This window comes from Desulfovibrio inopinatus DSM 10711, from assembly GCF_000429305.1.
In the GTDB taxonomy this organism is placed as follows: Bacteria; Desulfobacterota; Desulfovibrionia; order Desulfovibrionales; family Desulfovibrionaceae; genus Alteridesulfovibrio; species Alteridesulfovibrio inopinatus.
In genome coordinates, this window is sequence record NZ_AUBP01000021.1 from 151,034 (window position 1) to 169,325 (window position 18,292).

The following is an 18,292-nucleotide window of genomic DNA, read 5'->3' on the forward strand; positions in this document are numbered from 1 at the left end:
AGTGTTGCCGATCGGGTTCTTGATCGGGTTCTTGACAATGTTGAGACGCCAGAGAGGCGGCAGAATGCAAGTCTACGTGATTTACAGAAAAAATCTATTGTTGAAGAGGCATTCAGAGCGTTTGATCCTCTGGGTACAACGGATGTCACATTGACGCGAGTGCGGTGTGACCGTATGGCTCCGGACATGAGAAACATACGGGGAATACCATGCTGAGAATCGGAGCCCTCTTCTGTATGGGGTGCCTTGTTGTTGCATGTTGTGGGTGTACGCAGGGCGCGGATACGAGTTGGAAACGACTGCTGACCACAACGAAACAAGAACGTCAGGGCGATGCCTTGTTCGAGCAAGGGCAGTATGACGAAGCAGAACGTGCGTATCACGATGCGCTAAAAGAAGGCGCTTCACCGGCATCGATAGCCTATCGCATCGGACAGCTTCGTCTGGCACAACAACAGAACGAGGCTGCACTGGAGGCCTTTCATCAGGCGGTCGAGCTTGATGATAACATGGCAAAAGCGCATGCCGGAGCGGGCAAAGCTGCGCTGAAATTGGGTCGATACGAAGATGCTGCGACAGCACTTGGCAAAGCGGCAACACTTGCACCGCAAGATTGGACGCTTCTGGTCTATTTAACAGCAACTGAGCTCGCGTTGAAACAGCCCGATGCCGCAAAATTGGCTCGAAATCAAGCTATTCGTGTGACCGGAAACCCGGCTTTGGTTGATCAATCGATAACCGAAGTGGTTTCCACATTGCCTTCTGCTCCTTCCTCTGCACAAGAAACCAAACACGACGACTTGTCCGAGACTATTCACGAAGACGTTCCTGGTGCATCTTCTGATGTGCCTGAAACAAATCAGACTGTCGAGCACAATGACCATGCTATAGAATTAGATGCGTTCATCAAGCAGCAACAAGAAGCGCTTGCCCGTACCAAACGATCTTCGGCGATAGCTCTAGATACAGTTGGTGAGCATGCGTCTGATCGTGCCGACAATAATGCGCGTGCAGTCTCTGATGATGTGATGGAAACCGAAGCCAATGAACAACAATCGGAGGCTCCGGCTGATCATGGCGTTTTGGCTCTGTTGCATGATCCGAAGTGGAAGGAAACGGCGACACACAAATCAACACATTATGTTTTGCTCGAAAGTTCATATGCCAAGGAAGATGCAGCTCGGGAGCGAGCCCGTGCCCTTGAGCAAATGGGCGTGACAGCAACGACCGATGCGATGATCATGGGGCGACGCGGCATCTGGTACCGTGTCCTTATCGGATCGCATCCCAGCTTGGAAGTTGCAAAACATGCCCGGGACGAATTGGCCAAAAACAAGGGACTTACGAATCTCGTGATTTTGAAAATGGATGATTAAAGCTTCTTACCGGTGGAAACGATAACAGAACGTTTCGTCAGGAGATGGTGAATTTCCTCGAAGCATGTCACATGCATCATAATGCCGAGATCGATGAACAGTGGTTTACAAGGTGCTTCGCAGAGCGATGCAAAGCGGCATGCGAGAATAGCCGAGCGATGTTCGCCGTGCAATTGGCCATAATCGCTGAGGCGTGCGGTCAAGCGTGTTGAAAAAACACTATATGAGGATTTGAGGTTGGCTTGAAAATAGCGTCTGAGTGCGTCGAGAAAATGTGTTGAAAGTGCATTTTTTCCAAATTCATCAAGGTGGCCAGCTTCTCGAATTGCTTCCAACGCAGAGAAGGCAAAGAGGTAGATGACCTCTTCTCGCGCTTTCTTGAGTTCAGTAGGTGTCAAATCGAATCGGTTGAAATTATAATTAAACGCGATGGCGTGCTTCACAACCTCCATGAGTTCTTCCGCCAACTGAGTGGCGGGAAGTTTCTTTTTTCGTCCAATCATTCGTGTCTCGAATCCTTACGAAGCTATTGCGCCTTGTGGGCATCGAATGTTTTTTTGTCAACAATGTCCCAATACGCATAGAACTCCGCATCAGCTGGAAATGCTGTCATGACGGCGGCATTGTTTTGCGCTTGTGTGGGAAGCTTGAGAAAAACGGCTTCCGCCTCCTTGGCGGACTCCATGGCGTATTCAAGGATAATGCTAAAAACAAGGCCCTGTGTCGGAGTATAGTAGGGAAGCATGCGTACAGGCAGCTCCATTTTTTTGAATCGATGAAGTGCCGTGTAGGCTGAATTCAAATCTTGTGTCTCAGCAAGCTCTATAAAGAAGCCGTTGACCGGGATGAATGCTTCTTGCGTGGAGATAGCCGGAAAAATAATTTCTTTGCCAGCGGGAACTCGATCAATATCTGAGATATCGGGATTGGCTCGGGCTACTTGCCGATGCAATCGTGAACCGTAACGACCATATATGTCGTGAATCATGTTTGAGACATAGGCTTTTCTCCCCATGGGGAGGCTGCCTAATTCCGATGGGTGTTCAAAGTACGTCTTCTCGGGTGTCGGCGTGGCGGTGGATGCGGTTTCATTTTCGGGCAGTGAATCATGAGCTGTCGTGATGTCCACTTGCGACGTGTTCAATGACGTATTCGGCGTAGTGCCCTGTGGTGCGATCGCATCCGATGAAGGAACCTGCGCCATTTCCGTTGGATGTACCTCAGAGACGGAAGGTACCCGTTGAGGGACTGGGGATTGTTGTATGGTGATGGCTGTAGCAGGCTCCGAACTTGAGGTTGCTACACGTTCTTGAACCAAACTCGGAGACGGGGTGGGAGGTGGAGTCGGAGATGCAGAGGGGAGCGCGGTTGAATGATGGTCCGGTGCCTGTTGGGTATTGTCGAGAGAAGGAGACGGTGTTTCATCAGCCTGCTTCGTTGTTGTCGACGAAGGGGACGAAACAAGCGTGTACCACGTATTTGCAAGCTTTGTAGGAATGGATGTTTGCAACACGCCAAATATCCCGACACCGAGGATAAGCATTATCGCTATAATCAGTCCAGGGCGTCGTTCTGATCGCGAGCCTTCGATAATTTCATTTGTATTTTGTCGAACAAACCAAAACGTGACACGTTTTTTTTGACGTAGGACCAGGCGCATGAGTAACTGGTGGCATAAGCTGACAACACGACGAGGGTTGCCTTTTGCTTTTTTATAAATGGCCCATATAGCCGCAGTGGTAAAAAGCGATACAGCTCGATCGTCTTTTCCCGTGCGTTCCAGGCGGAAACGGACCATTCGGAGGGCATTTTTGAAGTCCATGCGCTCAATACGCTGCAATAACCCGATGCGACCGGAGAACGCGCTATTCATGCCAAGTGTAATTTCAAACTCTTTTTGTGCAAAAACAATTATTTGCAAGAGCTTGAAACGATCCGTTTCCAGGTTGAGCAACTCGCGGACAACCTCAAGAATAGGAGGCTGCATCTTTTGACCTTCGTCAATGACGAGAATGCCCAGTTCTTCCCCGGAGCCGAATCGTTCCGTAAACGCTTTTTCCAGTGTTTCCTTGATTCCTCGTTCATTGTTCGGGATCGCGATGCCAAATTGATTGGCAACTTCACGATACATTTCCAGAGGCGTCGAAAAGGAGGGATCTGTAATCATGTGGACGCTTGCCTGTTTGTGCGCCGAAAAATTTCGGTACAACATACGGGCCAAGGTGGTTTTACCCGTACCGACATCACCAAGAATAACACTGAGGCCATTTTTCGCCGTGACGGTATATTCAATCATGCGAAGAATACGGCCGTGCTGTCGCGTAGGGTAAAACAAATCGGGATCAGCCGAGGCCGGAAAGGGCTCGGCTTTGAGATTGATATATTCCATGTAATGCATTGTGGCTCCAGTCTGGGCAAAAAAAGTCGGTACGGCGTATCGTCTCGTCGACACTTTGGGCTGGTAAGAAGTTATAGTCCGGATGTTTCGCGTAAGACAAGATGCTGCAGAAGCCGAAGTACCATGGGTTTCTGCGGATTTTCAGAAGGAGATGTAACGAGGGATGCACAAACTCCACGGATTGCTTCTGGATTACCCCAGGTCCAAGCGTAGAACAAGAACTTGACAAGAATGGATATGTGTCGCGTCCGATGTGGCGCTAAGTATTTGAGTTGCGCAATGGCAAAACAATGGGTCTCGGAAAAGCTTAGCGGCGAAACATGGGCGGATGTTTCAATTCTCGACATGACATTCGGATGTTCATGTATGGCCTTGAAATGTTCAGGCCTCATTAAAAGAACAATCTGGATGGTTTTTTGTCCGTCCAGTTCATCCAAAAGAAGCTCGTGGATAACGCTCCATACGTCGTTATGAAGTCTATTAACATCGTCGATAAAGAGAACGGTTGGCGCTGGATGTTCCATGCTCCGGGTCTTCAGAGTGCGGCGTAACCGATCCATGATAGCGCGTTCTGTCGCTTCGGGCGACATGAGCTGCTTGTGAAACAGGCCATCAAGTACAGAAATCAAATCTTTTCGACAATGAAACTGTCCGGAAGGGAGAAACATGGGATGCATTCCGGAGTCACCCCCAGCATACTTACGCACGAGTTCCCGACATAATGCAGATTTTCCCGAACCAGGTTTGCCGATGACGACATTGAGTCCTCGACGATCTCGAATGGAGGCCCATAACAGCGCGGCCTCGTGTTCATTTTTCTTTGACCAATAGTATGGGGTTGTCATGGGCAAAAGCTTTGTTTGGTCAGATTGACAAAAAATAAACTTCTGGCTTTGAGATGCTTGAGAAACGGAGACTCTGTCAACTCCCGTCTTCCTCGTGGGCAAAAGAGAGAGAGGATTTCATGATATGGTATCCTTTCGTTTTCATGCAAGCATCAATGAGCTGGTCGCGATCGCAATGAATATAAGGCGGACTTTCTGCTACAGTAAAATCGGCTTGGTGTTGGCAGGCAAGAAGGTCGTCATATGCCGCTTCGTTGGATTTTTCCGGATGATAAACAGCAATGGTCCGACAGCCGGTAAATGCAACGATCACGAATGGTATGAGGAGAGTCCGGAATGAAATTGATGGGCAAATCATGTGGAAGGAGTCCTTCGGCCTTGACAAAACCGGCTTCAGCTACCCAAGTACAGAGCGTAACCATGTAGCTGTTTGGATATTGAGAGTCCGAGATGAGGCATTGATGTGGCATGAAATATTTTGAGTATCTTCGTCTTCAACGCGAACCCTTTTCCATCTCGCCGGATCCTGATTTTTTTTACGAATCGGAGCAACACGAGCAATGTCTCGATCAACTCGAAGCAGCGATTACTCTGCGTCGTGGTTTGAATATTGTTGTTGGTGACGTTGGAACGGGAAAAACTTTGGTTTGCCGCATGCTCATGCAACGGCTTTCGCATACAACAGGCGTCAACGTCCATCTTGTTTCCGACCCATATTTTGAATCGGGCAAGGATTTTCTTCAAACGTTGGCCAGCCTGTTTGGTGTTTCCGAAAGACGGTTGTCATCGACTCCTCGTGTGCTCAAGGAGGCTATTCGCGACATTCTCGAGATGAAGGCCGTTGAACAACACAAGATCAATGTGCTTATTATCGATGAGGGACAAAAAATTTCACGAGAACATATCGAGATTTTGCGTGAAATTCTCAACTTTGAAACCGAGTCGGAAAAACTGTTGCAAATGGTTATTTTTGCTCAGAACGAATTTGAAGACGTTCTGGCTCTTTACGAAAATCTTGCAGATCGAGCCAACCTCATTTATCGGCTTAAACCGCTGGGCGTGGGGGATACGAAACGCCTTATTCTCAAAAGACTTCGTGTTGCCGGCAAGAAATCAACAGAGTCGGCTATATTCACTTCCAGCGCAGTCTGGGCCGTCTACTGGTCGACTGGTGGATATCCACGGAAAATCATTCGATTGTGTCACCAAGTCCTTCTCGCCATGATTGCTCGCAATAAAACTCGAGCGACGTGGCGATTAGTGCGTTCGGTTGCGGCCCCACGGTCCAGCCGTGGAAAACAATTGATTTGGGGTGGGATTGTCGTGAGTCTGGCCGTTGCTGCGGTCATGTACGGCCCACAGACCAAACAGTTCGTTCAGCACATGATGGCACGATGGTTTCCCGATCCCGTTGCCGTGGCAACGGGGGGGGAAACGGAGACGATGTCGTTATCGGCCCAGGGTCCGTCAAAAACGGAAGATATTCCGGGCGAAACAGCGACGATTGCTTCTGATCAAAGTTCTGCTCGTTCTTTACACCAATCGGAGATTAATGGATCGGAGGCTGTACAGAATAATTTGCAAGCGTCACTCGACGCAACAGGTCCACCTCCGCCAGGCTTGCTGGGACGAGTTCGTATTGAGCCGGGCTGGGTCGTCGAGAAGATGGCCAGACAGATTTATGGAAGAAGCGATCACCAAATACTGGATATTGTTGCGCAGGCGAATCCCGATATTTATGATTTAGGGCTTGTTGGAGCCGGACAGACGATTGTTTTTCCTGCCATTGTCGCATCCCCCCCACCGTATGGCTCCGTATTACTCGTTATTGGACAGGTGGAATCTCTTCCTGATGCTTTTGCTGTGTTGGCGCAAAAACCGGATGATTGGCCGAACTTGCGACTCTTTGTCTATTATCATCCCACGGAAGGACTTGTTATCGATATTGTCGTATATAAAGTGTTTTTCTCCCCTGTCGAAGCGGCTCGTGCTGTGACCGAACTTCCCGTAGAATTGTCTGAGCGTGTTGTTGTTGTCGACTCGTTTTTGCCCCAATCGACGTTTTATTCTGAATTGGGATCATCATGACATTTTCCGCCGGGGTTTTTGCCAGAATACACACGACAATCATTGTATAACGCATCAGATATTCCCCTTTACCGTCGACAATCATATCATTTGGAGAGGAAAAGCAAATATGAACCTGTATGGAAAAAACACGGTATCGAGTGTGGTTTCCATAAAGAAGGAGGATGACCGGGTGACCGATGGATTTTGCCAGGTAACGGGCGAGGTCGATTACGGCGATGCATTGTCTTTTGAAGAAGTCGGAGACGCTGAGTTGGCTCTTCGTCGTGAAATCGAAGAAGCCATGCATGATATGGGGGCCGAGCACCTTGATTTCGATACGAGTGGGGACATGCTATCGTTTGAAAGCGGATTTTTTTCACGCCCTGAAGGCATAGCCCATCAGCTTTGTGATCGGCTTGCACCGTATTTTCGACTTGATATGCGTGGACGTATTGTGGTTCTCGAACGCAATCTTGCTCCACTCATCGTTTTTTCTTTGATGAACGGGAGTGTAAAGCGTTTGGAGATTGACGTTTTTTCTTGATTATTCGAGCCAAGCAGGTAGAGCGCGCCCGGCATCGCCCAATTCTTTATCGAGAGCCCGGGCGCACGGCTCTATGCGTTCCGCGAGTTCCCAATATTGGGGGGAGTGATTCATGTGGTGACGGTGGCAAAGTTCATGGATGAATACATAGCGAACAAGCGGTTTGGGAAGAAATGCAAGACGGTAGTTCAGACTGATTGTCCCTTTTGTCGAGCAGCTTGCCCAACGCGACCGTTGAGCACGTATAGAGGCTGATACGAAGTCGATGTTGATTTCTTTGCTGACCTCTCGCAGGCCGGCGATAAGATGTGGTCCAACGCGTTGACGAATATGACCGCACAACGCGGAAAAAAGTGCGTCTTTTTCGTCAATCCTGCCTTTAATACATACTTCCGACGGGCCTTTGTCGAGAAATCGATATCGACCTGCTGGAGCTGAAGGCGCATTCAAATAATGCGTGCGCAACTCTATATCAACTCCTGGACAACATATTCTTTCGGGTAATCCGATTTCCGAAGAACATGCCGTCAGCCCGGCTAAGGTTTCTTCTATCCATGGACGTTTGCGTAAGACAGCCTGAGCCAAACTATAGATATCGATGCCGAAGGGGTATGTGACATCAAGGTGGTGAGGGTCGCGAATTTTGAGAATGATATTTTTGGCGCGTCTGTTGGCACGTATACGAAGCGGCAAGGTAAAACCCGCTTCTTTCAACATATCCGTCAGGAGGTCGTAAGGCGTAGACTTGGTCATGGTGATTGTGGGGGGCTATCGGTCTCACAGGGAGCTATGCAGGCGGAACACACACCTTCATACAATATATCCACGGTATCAATGCGGCCGACGCACATTTCGGGAGGCATCGTGGGACGATTGTCGGGTGGAGGCGGGAGACAATATGTTTTGTCGCAACGGACACAGTGGAAATGACAATGAAATTCCCCATGAAAACCAGCGCAATATCGATGCATCCGGTCTGCAGAGGTGGTTCGTCGAACGACGCCTTTTTCAACGAGTTTGTCGAGAATACGGTACAAGGTGACCTTGTTCATGGCGTTGTCATGCACGATGTGCTCCAGAAGCTGAGGCGCACTCAGGGCTTTGGTGGCTCGCAGAAGGAGTTCCAGCACATAGAGTCGTTTCGACGTCGGTTCCAGACCAACGTCTGTCAATAATCTCATTGCATCCATGGTCATGACCGAAAGTGTAGCCTTGTGTTCTTGAGTACGTCAATGCCGCGGTCGACAAAGAAGCACACGGCGCCAATAGCGATGATGCTTGCCCCTGATGTCAGATTGAACGCGTAGGACAGGAGAAGTCCTGAAACACAAAAGAACATTCCCAATAGGCTGGAGAGCACCATCATTCCGATTAGAGAGCGGCTACGCCGTTCGGCAAGGTAGGGGGGGATGGTGAGTAATGCAATGACGAGAATAAGCCCGACCATGCGGATGATCATGACCACAGTCAGAGCGGTCAACGCCGGGAGAAGGTAATGCAACAAGTCGACGGGCACTCCCTTTGAGCGGGAGAATTCTCGGTCAAAGGAGACGGAGAGAAAGTCGCGATAGAAAATCCATGTGAGTATAATTGCCAAAACATCGACGAGGGCGATGAAGAGCAGATCTTCATGGGAGACCGTGAGGATAGACCCGAAGAGATAGCTCATCAGATCGACGTTATATCCAGGCGTCAAGTCGAGGAGGATGACGCCGAGGGCCATACCCGCAGCCCACATGGCGCCGATGACGGTATCTGAACGTTCTTCCTGACGGTGTGTGACGCCGGCCATGATGGTGGATGCGATGACGCTGAACCCGAGAGTTGTCGGCAGAACAGGCAGTCCGGCATAGAATGCCAGGCCAATACCACCATACGCGCAGTGAGCTATGCCGCCAGCGAGAAAGACGAGTCGATTTACGACGACAAGAGATCCAATAATGCCACACGCCACACAGGCAAGAATGCCGGCAGCCAAGGCGTTTTGCATGAATTCGTATTGAAAAGCTTCAATCATAATTTGGTGTACCACGTCTAACCGATCAGAATGCCAACTCCATGAGTTGGAGAGGAATGTGAACGGATGAAGTTGAGTAAGAGAAGAGATTAGAGCGACGGGGTTAAGGGCACTCCAGGTCCGCGCAGCGTGTCCATGTATGAGTCAATGGGGCAATTCGCATCATGGGGGCCATAAAGCAAGGTCAGCATGGACTGGGTGAGAATTTGGCCTCGCGTGCTTTCGAGTTGACGATTGACACAGGCCAAACCGGTAACGCCAGCGCGTATCATGGCGAGATCATGACTGACCACGACGACAGCAGCTTCTTGAGCGAGATCGGCTAAAAAAGCATAGAGACAAAATCGTCCTTGGGGATCGATGTTCGACGTCGGCTCATCCATCAAGAGGAGTTGGGGATCGCAAAGCAGGGCGCGGGCAATAAGAACGCGTTGGATTTGACCGCCGGAAAGATCGGCGAGCATATTCTGCGAACACTCTGCCATACCCAATCGATCCAAACACTCCATTGCTTTTTCTTTTTGTGTCTTTCGTATGCGCCCACGAATTCCCATGAGCACAACATCGAGGACACGAGCAGGGAAGTCGGTGCGAAGGTCGGTATGTTGTGGAACATAACCCACCTTGTCTAAAGATTTGCGGGCAGGTCGCCCAAAAATCTCTATTCTTCCGTGTTGAAGAGGCAACAGTCCTAATATGAGGCGAAGGAGGGTTGTTTTGCCTCCGCCATTGGGACCGAGAATGGCCCAAAACTCACCGGGAGCAACCGTGAGAGAGACCTTTTCCAGAGCGGGTTTGTTTTTGTAGGAAAATGAAACCGAATCAATGGTTAAAGCATCCATAACGTCATCCTTGGGGGGGAATTGAGCTTAGTATGCAACTTGGTTGCATTTCGCCCCACCTCATACCTCTTGCCCGCGCGCTGTCAAGTCGTTATCATTACAACCCATGCTTTGTGATACATCGTAAAGTACCCGAAAAATACATCGAAGTAGATGCATTATGATAAAAAAAGTTTACTTGTTTACGACGTTCTCCCCAATATGGTATAAAGTATTTTGGAGAATACTATCAAATTGGGTTGCTGTATCTGCTGTCAGGGGTGTTGTGTTGTCGAATACCGAAATGATAGAAGAATACTGTGCATCAATGAAGGCGTTGTGTCTCTGCTATTCAAGGACCGACCGCATTATGCCGGTTATTGTTGATAACGATTTTATCTTTTGTGAAATGAGGGTTCCATGAGTATTAGGCGAAAAATTTTTCTTCCGATGTTTGTTGCCACTGTTCTTTTGGGCGTGGCCGGCTACCTCGTTGTCGGATCCCAGCTTTCCGCCATATCTGAAGATTTTATCAATCAGATAGTGGAGAACAAAGTTCATGAGATCGAATCGGGTATTGCGACATCGTCTCGCTTGGCGTTGGAACAAGCTGCGCTGTTTTCTCAGACTCCGGCCGTTATAAAGGCCTACATGATAGCAGAACAAGGCAATATCAACGACGAGAACGATGCTGAGGCACAGAAGGCTCGTGAATTGTTACGCACGGAACTTGCTCCCTATTTGAAAGGTTTTTCCGAAGCACTCGGGGGGAGCAAGTTTCAACTCCATTTTCATTTGAAGAATGGTCGGAGTTTGGTGCGTCTATGGCGGGAGAAGCAGGTTAAGCGAAACGGCAAGTGGGTAGATGTGTCGGATGATATTTCATCGTTTCGGAAAACCGTTCTTGATGTCAATCGTACCGGGCAACCCGTCATGGGGATCGAACTCGGTCGTGGCGGATTCGTTTTTCGTGGATTAGCTCCTGTCAAAGCTCCGGATGGGAGACAACTTGGTTCGGTGGAAGTCCTTTTTGCCTTCGCTCCGTTGCTTGAAAATGCGACGAGTTCCAATCAGTTCATGACATTATATATGGACGCGCAATATCTTGATATCACGCGGACGTTGAAGAATAATCCGGATTATCCGGTTCTGGATGGAAAATACGCACGGGTTGCCTCTGTCGGAAATCAGGATGAGGATGCTGCTATTACTTCTGATTTTCTCGATAAGGCTGAAGATTCCTACATTGTAAAGCAAGAAGACAATATGGCTGTCGCTGCGTTTCCCGTTAAAGATTATAAGGGGAAGCGGATCGGGGCATTGATCTATATGTTTTCTACCCAAAGCCAAGCGGCCTCCATATTGACGGCAAAATTGACTCTGGCTGGGGCGTTGGCAGCCATTCTTGTTTTTCTTGCGCTGATCGTCCAGAGCGTGTTCGTGAAATATGTGGCGAAGCCCATTGATAAGGTCATTACGAAAATTAAAGATATCACCGAAGACAGGGCCGACCTTGGTGACCGTCTTTTTGAAGGCTCCGGTGATGAGATGGCTGAACTTGCTATATGGTTCAATCGATTGATGACAAAACTTGGCGATATTCTTTGCCTAAACGATGCCGTTCTCAACGCTGTTCCCGATCCCCTGTTTGTGTCCGACGAAAATCAGCATATTATTTTGGCCAATAAAGCGACAGCCGCCTTGGTTGGGAAGACGCCGGATGAAGTGAAAGGTGAGTTCTGCGGAAATATTTTCAAAACCAGCCACTGTGGTAAACCGACATGCCCCGTACGCCAAATCATGGATAAAGGAACCGTGGATGATATGCGTATCGAATGTGATTTCGGAAAAGGGCGAATGGTCGTCAAACCCGTGGTTGATGCAATGCATGATTGCAACGGCAATCTTGTCGGCTACCTCGAACTCGCACAAGATATCACAAGCATGGTGGTCAACGAAGAACGAATTCAAGAGAGTTTTCAACAATTGAAGTCGGTTAATGGTGATATTAATGCTGTGTCCATTCAAATCGCTGACTCTTTGACGGCCATTTCTGGACAAGTTGAGGAAGTCGCCAATGGAGCAGGGATTCAGCGACAACGTATGGCCGAAACTGTGACCGCCATGACGGAAATGAACTCGGCAGTTCTTGATGTCGCGCGGAACGCCGGAGAAGCTGCAGAACAGGCGACGTTGGCTCGATCCAAGGCCGAAGAAGGAGCCAGTGTCGTCAAAGAAGCCGTCCAAGCTATTGCCGCAGTGCAAAAACAAGCCAACGCTTTGAAAGACAATATGGCCGGCCTCGGACAAAAGGCACAAGATATCGGTCAAATCATGACCGTGATTTCCGATATTGCGGATCAAACCAACCTTCTGGCTTTGAATGCAGCCATTGAAGCGGCCCGAGCCGGCGAGGCTGGGCGCGGGTTTGCGGTCGTTGCGGACGAAGTGCGCAAGCTTGCTGAAAAAACGATGAATGCGACTGGCGAGGTCGGCAAAGCCATTGCCGCTATTCAATCGGAAACACAGAAAAGCGTTGATATTACGGACGCAGCAGCCAAGGCGGTCGAACGTGCTACCGATTTATCCAGCCAATCGGGCGACACGTTGTCGGAGATTGTCGACCTCATTTCGAGAACAACCGACCAAGTGCAGGCTATTGCTGCCGCGGCAGAGCAACAATCAGCATCGAGCGAAGAGATAAGCCGAGCCATTGAAGATGTGGACCGCATTTCTTCAGAGACGGCTGAAGGGATGAACTCCTCGGCGAATGCGATATCCGACGTCGCTGATTTGACAGGGCAACTCAAGATGATTGCATCGAGTGAGTAGTTCTTTTTGGATTTTCACGTTAAGAAGGCCGGGAAACCGGCCTTTTTTTATGGAGCCGTGAGCTGAGCGTAGGGAGAGAGAAGGAGAATGACTTGAGCGAAAATATTATTACAGCCCGAGGGCTACGGAAAGTTTTTGGTGATTTTATAGCCGTTGACGGGATTGACTTCGATGTTCCGGGCAAGCAGGTCTTTAGTTTACTCGGTCCCAATGGAGCCGGAAAGACAACAACAATTCGCATGTTGTATGGATTTTCTCCGAAAACATCCGGTGACATTCGGATGTTCGGACTGGATATCGATACGCGTTGGCGAGAGATTCGATCGCGATTGGGAGTGTGCCAACAGCACAATACTTTGGACCCGGATTTATCCGTCGAAGAGAATTTGCTCATTTTTGCTGGATATTTTCGGATTCCCCAGGCCGAAGCGGCGCGCCGTGCTGCAGAATTGCTTGAATTTTTTGCTCTCGAAGGGAAGCGTCGTTTGAAAAATGATGAATTGTCCGGAGGGATGGCCAGACGGCTCATTCTAGCCAGAGCACTGATCAATCGACCGGAATTACTTATTCTTGATGAACCGACCACCGGCCTTGATCCGCAATCACGTTTTCAGCTTTGGGAACGACTCAAAGAACTGAAGCGTAACGGCCTGACGATTCTTCTGACAACGCATTATATGGAAGAAGCGGCGGTGCTGAGTGATGACCTCATCATTATGGATCACGGGAAGGTGATCGTGCATGGGCGCCCTGAACACCTTGTGGCCGAACATGTTGGGCAGACCGTGGTTGAAATTGAAGATCCGTCTCAAGAAGTTGTTGAAGCGGTCAAAAAAGAAGGGTTTCGCTTTGATACCACGAGTCGCCGTATCCACTTGTATCTCAATAAAGACCAAGAAGCTTCGGCAAATGCCTTACGTGAGCGTCATCACGTTTCGTCTTGGGCAATGCGTCCGGCAACGCTTGAAGATGTATTTCTCTGTCTGACCGGAAGGGAGCTGCGCGAATGAAATCTGATCCTCGTTTTTCATGGTTGTTCTTGAAAGTCTGGAGACGCAATCTGCTTGTTTACCAGCGGATTTGGAAAGTTAATTTTTTAGTTCCGATGCTTGAGCCGCTCTTTTATTTGTTGGCATTTGGCTTGGGGTTTCGTGGGCTCATTGAGAATGTGGCGTTTGAAGGACGCTCTCTGAGCTATACGGAATTTATAGCACCGGCACTCATTGCAACAACAATGATGTGGCATTCATTTTTTGAAACCACCTATGGGTCATTCGTGCGTATGTATTACCAAAAAACGTTCGATGCCATGTTGGCTACACCACTTTCGTTGGAAGAAGTGATTACGGCGGAAATTGTCTGGGGAGCAACCAAAGCGACGGTTGCCGCGTCGATTATGACGGTTATTATCACCCTGATGGGCTATGCGCATCCGTTGTCACTCTTCGTCGTGGCCCCGGTGGCCTTTTTGGCGGGGCTGTCGTTTTCCACCATTGGGATGTTCTTTACAGGGATTACGCCGAGTATTGATATGTTTAACTTGCCGGTCTTCCTGTTTATCACCCCAATGTTTTTATTTAGCGGAACGTTTTTTCCTGTATCGGGATTGCCTGGATGGGCACAAATTGTTGCGCAAGTCATGCCGTTGTACCACGCCGCTCGAATCACGCGGCACATTTGCCTCGGCATATGGTCCATAAGCCTCTGGGCAAGTGCGGGGTATCTCGCGGCTTTTGCAGGTGTGTTTTTTCTTTTGGCTTTACGCAGCATGCGAAAGCGATTGGTTCGGTAAAGAACAGATTGATTCCTGTGACAATCCAGCAAAACTATGAGCAAATGAGCATCGCTCAAAATGATGAGATTATCGAAGCGGTATAGATGTTGTCGTGACACGAGGAAGGGATCCTTCTTGCCACGGTAATCTCGTCATCGTGTAAAACTTCACACAGAATTGCAGAGCGATATTGAGGACGTTGATTAACGTTGCCCTCTGTTTTCTTCTCAGAAGAGCGGAATAATTCCGTATTCAACCACCGTGTACAGCATCAAAGAATGTCAAACATTTCTTTGATGCTGTACACGGTGTTGCCGTTTTTCGACACATTTTGTCTGAATTGAGAAAGAAATATCCAGGACGATACGATAGAAACGGCTTTCTACGTTGTGACGAGAAATGAGGAGGAAGCCGTATGATGTTGACGCATCCTGAAAATAAATATCAACCATTTCAGATTGTTAATCTGAATGATCGCCAATGGCCAAATGTCATACAGCAACACGCTCCAGCGTGGTGCAGTGTTGATATGCGTGATGGGAACCAAGCGCTTATTGATCCAATGACGATTGAACAAAAGCGCTTTTTTTTCAAATTATTAACCGAAATAGGGTTCAAGGAGATCGAAGTCGGGTTTCCCGCAGCTTCACAGGTTGACTATGATTTCATCCGGGAACTCATTGAGCACAATGCGATACCGAGTGATGTGACCATTCAAGTGTTAACGCAAGCCCGTGAAGATATAATTCAAAAAACGTTTCAAGCGCTTACAGGGGTACCACGCGCCGTTGTGCACGTATATAATGCGACTGCGCCCGTTTTTCGAGACGTTGTTTTTAAAGTGGATAAATTGGGTTGCAAGAATATAGCGGCCAACGCTGCGCGTCTGATTCGAAGCGAGATGAAGCGACGTCCGGAGACAGAGTGGATTTTTGAATATTCTCCGGAAACGTTTTGTTTTACGGAATTAGATTTTAGTTTGGAGAACTGTGAAGCTGTTATTGATGTAATGCAACCGACCCTTGACAATAAAATGATTGTGAACCTGCCAACAACGGTTGAAGTGTCCACTCCAAATGTTTTTGCTGATCAAATAGAGTGGTTTTGCAGGAAAATATCCAGACGTGAGAGCCTTATTATAAGCGTTCATCCTCATAATGATCGAGGAACGGCTGTGGCGACAGCGGAACTGGCATTGTTAGCCGGGGCACAGCGTATTGAAGGCACGCTTTTTGGAAATGGTGAGCGTACTGGAAATGTGGATATCTTCAATCTGGCAATGAATTTGTATTCTTCAGGTGTTAATCCACATCTTAATTTTTCAAATATAGACGAAATCGTACAAAAGGTGACGGCGTGCACACAGCTGCCCCTTCATCCTCGACATCCGTATGCAGGAGAATTGGTTTATACTGCATTTTCAGGATCTCACCAAGATGCGATCAAAAAAGGATTTGCCGCGCGAAAAGAATGTGAGCGGAAATATTGGGAGGTTCCTTATCTTCCCATTGATCCTTCAGACATCGGGCGAAACTATGAGGCTGTAATACGTCTGAATAGTCAGTCCGGAAAAGGAGGAGTCGCATATATCTTGGAAGAACAAGGTGTCATCTTGCCACGTGGCATCCAAATTGAGTTTAGTCGAATAGTTCAGTCTGTGGCAGATCAATCGCAAAAAGAAATAAGCAAAGACATGGTTTGGCAATTATTTCAAGAGACATACTTGTTTCCACCAGCTCCATTTGAACTTCTTGATGTGCATGTGGAAGATGAACAAGAGAATATGAAATTGGACGCGGCAATTCGTACACCTGAAGGAATTCAGCATATTCAAGGGCGCAGCAATGGACCTCTCGCCGCGTATGTTGAGGCCTGCTCTTCTCTTGGCTTGCATTTCGATATTGTTGATTATCACGAGCACGCACGTTCATCGGGAGCGCGGTCTGACGCTTTTGCGTATGTTGAAATTCTGTTTCAAAATAAAAGACTGTTCGGCGTTGGGCGTCATGCGAATATACTGAAGGCATCCCTTCTTGCCGTTGTATGCGCAATGAATAGGGGGGTGGGGGACCAGCTCATTTCTTTTGAAAGGAATTTTGAAAGGAAAAAAGAAATATGTTGAAGATGAGTCGAAGGGTGGAGGGAGAAGACCTTAGTTCTTCTCCCGAAGGAATTGTCCAGGAGGGCAACCCAAAGCTTTGCGGTACATTTCAATGAAAGCACTGAGGCTATTATAGCCAAGATCAAGAGCGATACGCGTAATCGTATTTCCTTTATCAAGTCGATGAATTGCTTCCTGAAGTATCAGCCGCTTTCTCCAGGCCCCAAATGTCAAACCCGTTTCCAGAACAAACAGACGCGATAAGGTCCGTGGGCTTGCTCCAGTGTAACAAGCCCATTCACTTAATTTGCGTTGATCGCCAGGATTTTTCAAGAGGGCATCCATAACGCGCAGCACACGTGCATCGTTGGCCATCGGTAAATGAAGATCCGTCGATTCTGCCTCTCGGAGTTCATCCAATATAACAGCCATAAGGCGCCAGCCGGGTCCATCAGGAGAATACCTGTCGCCATAAGACATTGCTTTCAAAATTAATTCTCGAAGAAGCGCAGATACCTGTAAGACCGTACAAGCGCTTGGCAATTGTTGAGTGACGGAAGGATCAATGAAAAGATTTCGTAGCGAAACCGCACCGGGGAAATAAACTTCATGCTCAATCCCTGGAGGAACCCACACGGCCTGTGATGGAGGGACAATCCAAATATCACGCTGACAAATGACTTTCATCACTCCACTGCTGGCAAAAATACACTGGCCACGAGGGTGAGCATGGGGAGCATTGCATCCTGCTTGATCAACCTGCATGGTGAGTGGAATGATGGGAAGCAAAGGATCAATTCGGTACCCGGTGTTTACCGGAGGAAGTTTGGTCAGTTTCGTGATATCCATGGGAGTCCTATAGGGTGGTTCGCAGGATACCCGCAAGTCGAAGAGATATTGGTTTGATCAGAGAAGGTGAAGTGATTGTAAAGATGTTATTATAACTCATTAAAAATATTATGGAAATGCTTTGATTTTTGTGTGTCTCTTTTAAAGAGCGAATTATATTTCAACTTTTTCAAAAAAAGTGATTGACGTTGGCGCGTCATTCTCATAGACATCCACCTCCCGACGCGAACGGGGGCCGGTTTTGCCGGCTTCGCCAAGCGGCTGAAAAAAAGTTTTCAGAAAGTGCTTGACGAAGGGGAGACGAAGACGTAGACACTCCCTCCGCCGCGACGAACCGGCCTTGCCGGATCGGTCAAAAACGTTTCGAAAATAAATCGAAAAAAGTTGTTGACAGCGCGGACGGGATTCACTAGCTTCTCCAACTCGGCAACGACAAACGCGCCGACACCGCAAAGGCGGTGGGAGAAGAAGACGAAGGTCTTTGACAATTAAATAGCGAGTCGAGTGATAAGAAAGTCAACCTCGTTTTATGACGAGAGTTTTGGCAAACTCAAAAGTTTTGAACTGGAGAGTTTGATCCTGGCTCAGATTGAACGCTGGCGACGTGCTTAACACATGCAAGTCGTGCGAGAAAGTTTCCTTCGGGAGATGAGTAGAGCGGCGCA

At 48.3% G+C, this 18,292-nt stretch carries 16 protein-coding genes, 1 rRNA gene and 1 pseudogene; 9 read left to right on the forward strand and 9 right to left on the reverse strand.

What is annotated here, in order from left to right; all coding sequences use genetic code 11:
- The first annotated feature begins 209 nt into the window (after positions 1-209).
- Positions 210-1,376, forward strand: coding sequence for a tetratricopeptide repeat protein (locus G451_RS0113765; RefSeq protein WP_034642250.1), 1,167 nt, complete (start codon positions 210-212; stop codon positions 1,374-1,376).
- Here G451_RS0113765 and G451_RS0113770 read toward each other — a convergent pair.
- The 4 genes from G451_RS0113770 to G451_RS0113785 form a co-directional block, all read right to left on the reverse strand.
- Positions 1,373-1,879 (reverse strand): hypothetical protein, encoded by a 507-nt coding sequence (locus tag G451_RS0113770; RefSeq protein ID WP_027184712.1) that lies wholly within the window; start codon positions 1,877-1,879, stop codon positions 1,373-1,375. The genes G451_RS0113765 and G451_RS0113770 overlap by 4 nt on opposite strands.
- 23 nt (positions 1,880-1,902) lie before the next feature.
- Positions 1,903-3,774, reverse strand: coding sequence for an AAA family ATPase (locus tag G451_RS0113775; RefSeq protein WP_027184713.1), 1,872 nt, complete (start codon positions 3,772-3,774; stop codon positions 1,903-1,905).
- A 71-nt stretch (positions 3,775-3,845) separates the two neighbouring features.
- Positions 3,846-4,619 (reverse strand): ATP-binding protein, encoded by a 774-nt coding sequence (locus G451_RS0113780; RefSeq protein WP_027184714.1) that lies wholly within the window; start codon positions 4,617-4,619, stop codon positions 3,846-3,848.
- 76 nt (positions 4,620-4,695) lie between these two features.
- On the reverse strand, positions 4,696-4,977 hold the full coding sequence (locus G451_RS0113785; protein ID WP_027184715.1) for a hypothetical protein: 282 nt from the start codon (positions 4,975-4,977) through the stop codon (positions 4,696-4,698).
- A 110-nt stretch (positions 4,978-5,087) separates the two neighbouring features.
- Here G451_RS0113785 and G451_RS32840 point away from each other — a divergent pair, with 110 nt between their 5' ends.
- Together G451_RS32840 and G451_RS0113800 are read left to right on the forward strand one after the other, a co-directional pair.
- Entirely contained in the window at positions 5,088-6,707 is a 1,620-nt protein-coding gene (locus G451_RS32840) for an ExeA family protein (RefSeq protein WP_051261500.1), read from the forward strand.
- A 109-nt stretch (positions 6,708-6,816) separates the two neighbouring features.
- Complete coding sequence (locus tag G451_RS0113800) at positions 6,817-7,233, forward strand: hypothetical protein (protein ID WP_027184716.1); 417 nt, start codon at positions 6,817-6,819, stop codon at positions 7,231-7,233.
- On the opposite strand, the gene G451_RS0113805 is transcribed toward G451_RS0113800, so the two are convergent.
- The 4 genes from G451_RS0113805 to G451_RS0113820 form a co-directional block, all read right to left on the reverse strand.
- Entirely contained in the window at positions 7,234-7,986 is a 753-nt protein-coding gene (locus G451_RS0113805; protein ID WP_027184717.1) for a M48 family metallopeptidase, read from the reverse strand.
- The gene (locus tag G451_RS29480; protein WP_169727881.1) at positions 7,983-8,414 is read right to left on the reverse strand and encodes a Fur family transcriptional regulator; all 432 of its coding nucleotides are present in this window, start codon (positions 8,412-8,414) and stop codon (positions 7,983-7,985) included. The genes G451_RS0113805 and G451_RS29480 overlap by 4 nt, the downstream gene beginning before the upstream one ends.
- 11 nt (positions 8,415-8,425) lie before the next feature.
- On the reverse strand, positions 8,426-9,250 hold the full coding sequence (locus tag G451_RS0113815; RefSeq protein WP_027184718.1) for a metal ABC transporter permease: 825 nt from the start codon (positions 9,248-9,250) through the stop codon (positions 8,426-8,428).
- A gap of 89 nt (positions 9,251-9,339) precedes the next feature.
- Positions 9,340-10,092: a metal ABC transporter ATP-binding protein gene (locus tag G451_RS0113820; protein WP_027184719.1), complete on the reverse strand. Its 753-nt coding sequence runs from the start codon at positions 10,090-10,092 to the stop codon at positions 9,340-9,342.
- Between the two features lie 630 nt (positions 10,093-10,722).
- On the opposite strand from G451_RS0113820, the pseudogene G451_RS35345 reads away from it, so the two are divergent.
- The 5 genes and pseudogenes from G451_RS35345 to leuA form a co-directional block, all read left to right on the forward strand.
- Positions 10,723-12,024, forward strand: a pseudogene (locus G451_RS35345) (cache domain-containing protein); the annotation flags it as partial.
- Positions 12,016-12,903 (forward strand): methyl-accepting chemotaxis protein, encoded by an 888-nt coding sequence (locus G451_RS35350; RefSeq protein WP_425387503.1) that lies wholly within the window; start codon positions 12,016-12,018, stop codon positions 12,901-12,903. The pseudogene G451_RS35345 and the gene G451_RS35350, both read left to right, overlap by 9 nt.
- Positions 12,904-12,995: 92 nt before the next feature.
- On the forward strand, positions 12,996-13,913 hold the full coding sequence (locus tag G451_RS0113830; RefSeq protein WP_027184721.1) for an ABC transporter ATP-binding protein: 918 nt from the start codon (positions 12,996-12,998) through the stop codon (positions 13,911-13,913).
- The gene (locus G451_RS0113835) at positions 13,910-14,695 is read left to right on the forward strand and encodes an ABC transporter permease (protein WP_027184722.1); all 786 of its coding nucleotides are present in this window, start codon (positions 13,910-13,912) and stop codon (positions 14,693-14,695) included. Before G451_RS0113830 ends, G451_RS0113835 begins: the two co-directional genes overlap by 4 nt.
- A 400-nt stretch (positions 14,696-15,095) precedes the next feature.
- Positions 15,096-16,799: a 2-isopropylmalate synthase gene (leuA, locus tag G451_RS0113840; RefSeq protein WP_245587822.1), complete on the forward strand. Its 1,704-nt coding sequence runs from the start codon at positions 15,096-15,098 to the stop codon at positions 16,797-16,799.
- 30 nt (positions 16,800-16,829) lie between these two features.
- Here leuA and G451_RS0113845 read toward each other — a convergent pair whose 3' ends face one another.
- Complete coding sequence (locus G451_RS0113845) at positions 16,830-17,627, reverse strand: AraC family transcriptional regulator (RefSeq protein WP_051261502.1); 798 nt, start codon at positions 17,625-17,627, stop codon at positions 16,830-16,832.
- Between the two features lie 561 nt (positions 17,628-18,188).
- On the opposite strand from G451_RS0113845, the gene G451_RS0113850 reads away from it, so the two are divergent.
- Positions 18,189-18,292, forward strand: a 16S ribosomal RNA gene (locus tag G451_RS0113850); the annotation flags it as partial.